General features: G+C 69.7%; 4 protein-coding genes and 1 tRNA gene. 1 reads left to right on the forward strand and 4 read right to left on the reverse strand.

Annotated elements, in window-relative coordinates:
• Nucleotides 1-9: 9 nt before the first annotated feature.
• Nucleotides 10-555, reverse strand: a complete 546-nt coding sequence (locus tag ACNPM4_RS12465; protein ID WP_029262212.1) for a carboxymuconolactone decarboxylase family protein — start codon at nt 553-555, stop codon at nt 10-12.
• 121 nt (nt 556-676) lie between these two features.
• Here ACNPM4_RS12465 and ACNPM4_RS12470 point away from each other — a divergent pair, with 121 nt between their 5' ends.
• Complete coding sequence (locus tag ACNPM4_RS12470; protein ID WP_448985896.1) at nt 677-1,528, forward strand: helix-turn-helix transcriptional regulator; 852 nt, start codon at nt 677-679, stop codon at nt 1,526-1,528.
• Nucleotides 1,529-1,549: 21 nt separating this feature from the next.
• Here ACNPM4_RS12470 and ACNPM4_RS12475 read toward each other — a convergent pair whose 3' ends face one another.
• The 3 genes from ACNPM4_RS12475 to ACNPM4_RS12485 all read right to left on the reverse strand — a co-directional run.
• Complete coding sequence (locus ACNPM4_RS12475) at nt 1,550-2,662, reverse strand: DegT/DnrJ/EryC1/StrS family aminotransferase (protein WP_448985897.1); 1,113 nt, start codon at nt 2,660-2,662, stop codon at nt 1,550-1,552.
• A 45-nt stretch (nt 2,663-2,707) separates the two neighbouring features.
• Nucleotides 2,708-2,778, reverse strand: a tRNA-Cys gene (locus ACNPM4_RS12480).
• Nucleotides 2,779-2,791: 13 nt separating this feature from the next.
• A partial coding sequence (locus ACNPM4_RS12485; RefSeq protein ID WP_448985898.1) for an aminotransferase class I/II-fold pyridoxal phosphate-dependent enzyme occupies nt 2,792-3,494 on the reverse strand: 703 nt, incomplete at its 5' end.

The raw sequence follows: 3,494 nt of genomic DNA on the forward strand, positions 1-3,494 counted from the left end.
GGTGGCGGTTCAGCTCGCGCGGCGCAGTGCCACGCTCGGGAAGTCCACCGGGACATCGAGGGCGATGTTCACGTAGTTCGTGAACAGGTTCAGCGCCACCTGGCCGATGGTCTCGACGATCTGCTCGTCGTTCCACCCCTGCGCGCGGACCGCGTCGACATCAGCCGAGGACACCTGTCCGCGGGCGTCGACGAGCTTCAGCGCGAATGCCAGCAGGGCGGCCGTGCGCGGATCGTCGGACTCGCCGACCTGTGCTGCGGCGAGCGTCTCGCGCGTCAGACCGGCCTTCTTGCCGAGTGCGGTGTGCGCCGCGAGGCAGTAGTTGCACGAGTTGCGGTCGGCGACCGCCACGGCGATCTGCTCACCGAGGGCCGCGCCGAGGGTGCCGCCACCGTACGCGCCGAATGCGCTCCACATGCTCGTGAGGGCAGCCGGGGAGTTCGCGACGGCGCGGAACATCGCCGGCACGGTCCCGAAGGCGCCGGCGATCTGGTCGAGCTGCTCCTTGACGGGTCCGGTGGCCGATTCGCGTTCGATGAGAGAGACGTTGGGCATGTGATGCTCCTTCGTTAGTCGGGTGAGGCCGATCGGCCTCCCCTCGAGTCTTCCGAGAATCATCGGACGATGCGCAGCAGAACGTCTTGCATTCATGACAGATCGTCCAGATACTGGAACCATGCCCTCTGTCGACCGCCTCACTCCGCTGCTCGAGCGCTTCCGCGTGCGCACGCGCCTGTTCCACTCCGGCCCCCTGTGCGGCACGACGGTCTTCCCGGCGAGCGGCGGCCACGGCTACCTGCATGTGCTGCGACGCGGCGAGATGGAGGTGACCCACCGTCGCCCCGACGGCAGCACCGAGCGCGAGCTCATCACGCGGCCGAGCCTGCTGTTCTTCCCGCGTCCGCTCGACCACACCTTCCTCAACGCGCCGACCGACGAGTCGGACTTCGCGTGCGCGACGCTGGACTTCGACGGCGGGGCCACACATCCGCTCGTGCGCACGCTTCCTTCGACGATCGTGCTGCCCCTCGATGAGGTCGCCGCGCTCGCCCCGGCGCTCGACCTGCTGTTCTCCGAGGTCGACAACGTCCGCTGCGGACGCCCTCTCGTCGCCGACCGCATGTTCGAAGTGGTCCTGATCCAGCTGCTGCGGTGGATGCTCGACAACAGCGGGCGCCTCGACCTCCCGCCGGGCCTGCTTCCCGGGCTCGCGGACGAACGGCTCGCCCCGGCACTCGTCGCGATGCACGAGGCACCCGGCGATCCCTGGAACCTGGAGTCGCTGGCGCGCCGGTCGAACATGTCGCGGAGTGCGTTCGCCGCGCGGTTCAAGGACGTCCTCGGACGATCGCCCGGGGACCACCTCACCGAGTGGCGTCTCACCGTCGCACAGGAGCAGCTGCGCGCCGGGATGCCGGTGAGCACCGTCGCCGCGGAGCTCGGCTACGCCAGCGCCTCGGCCTTCTCTCGGGTGTTCGCCCAGCGCATCGGCCATTCGCCGAGAGCGTGGCTCGCCCTGGCCGCCTGACCCGCAGCGGAACCCCGGCGATCAGCCGCCGGCCGACATCACGGCCTCGAGACCGTTGACGACCCGGTCGAGGTCCTCGCGCGTGAGCGACGGGTGCACCGGGATCGAGAGCACCTCCTGCGCCGCCCGCTCGGTCTCGGGCAGGTCGGCCCCGGGGGCGTATCGCTGCAGCGAGGGCAGCCGATGGTTGGGGATCGGGTAGTAGACGCCCGCTCCGACAGCGTGTTCATCGCGCAGGGCGTCCCGCACCCGGTCGCGCTCATCCCCGGCGATGCGCACCGTGTACTGGTGATACACGTGCTCGGCGCCGTCGGCGACCCGCGGAATCGTGAGCCCGTCGATGCCGGCGAGCGCCTCATCCAACAGCGCCGCATTCCGCTGACGCTGCCGGGTCCACTCCCCCACCTTCCGCAGCTGCACGCGACCCACCGCGGCGTGCACCTCGCTCATGCGGTTGTTGTACCCGACGATCTCGTTCGCGTACTGCGTCTCCATCCCCTGGTTTCGCAGCAGCCGCACGGTGCGGGCGATGTCCTCGTCGGCACACGCGACGATGCCGCCTTCGATGGCCGTCATGTTCTTGGTCGGATACAGGCTGAACATCCCGAACGCGCCGATGGTGCCGGCCGGACGACCGCGCCAGGCGGCGCCGTGCGCCTGCGCCGCATCCTCGTAGATTGCCAGGCCGTGCTCGGCCGCCACCGCTTCTATCTCGTCGACGAGGAAGGGGTGCCCATACAGATGCACCGGCATGATGCCCTTCGTCCGCGGAGTGATCGCCGCGCGCACCCGTGCCGGATCGAGGGTGAAGTGCACCGGCTCGATATCGACGAAGACCGGGGTCGCGCCCGCGAGGACGACGGAGTTCGCCACCGCGGCGAACGTGAACGATGGCACGATCACCTCGTCTCCCGGTCCCACTCCCGAAGCGATCAGGCCCAGCAGCTGCCCGCTCGTGCCGGAGTTGACGGCCACCGCGGTGCGCCCCTGGAGGAACCGGTCGGCGAACTCCGCCTCGAACGCGGCGACCTCCGGGCCCTGAGCGAGCATCCCGCTGCGCAGTACGCGCTCGACGGCCGCTACCTCCTCGTCGCCGATGAGCGGTTTGGCTGCGGGGATGAATGCGCTGTCCATGGCGGAAGGCCCTTCGTCGGCGTCGGCTCGAGTGAGCCCGGTCTGAGGTGGAGGCAGGAATCGAACCTGCGTGCACGGTCTTGCGGACCGCGACCTGGCCACTCGGTCACTCCACCGGGTCGGAGGCGCTCAGCGCCCTGGCGGAGAGTATCCGCTCAGGAAGGAGCCGAAGCGTCGGAGCGCGTCGGCGAGCACGTCGGTCTGGGGGAGGAAGGCGATCCGGACGTGATCGGGGGTACGCAGGTGGAACGCCCTCCCGTGCACGAGGAGGATACGCTCCGCGTCGAGGAGGTCGAGGACCAGCCGTTCGTCGTCGTCGATGCGGTGCAGCTCCGGATCGAGGCGCGGGAAGAGATACAGCCCCCCACCCGCGGCCTGGGTGCGGATACCCGGAATCGCGTCGAGCGCGTCGAGCGCCGCATCCCGCTGCCGCGTGAGCCGGCCATCGGATGCGACCAGCGCGTCGAGCGAGTCATCCTGCGTCAGCGCGGCCGTGATCGCGTGCTGCGCGGGAACCGATGCGCACATCCGCATGGACGCCAGCAGGCGCACGCCGGAGAGGAACTGGTCATCGGCATGGAACCCGGTGACCGTCATCCAGGCGGCACGGTAGCCCGCGACGCGGTGGGTCTTGGACAGCCCGGCGAACGTGACGCAGGGCACATCCGGCGCGACCTGCGCGGTGGAGAGGTGCTCGAACCCGGGATAGACGACCCGGTCGTAGATCTCATCGGAGAGCAGCAGCAGCCCGTGTCGTCGCGCGCGCTCGGCGATCTGCTCGAGCACCTCGCGCCCGTACACCGCCCCCGTCGGGTTGTTCGGGTTAATGAGG

The organism is Microbacterium umsixpiens (assembly GCF_053543675.1).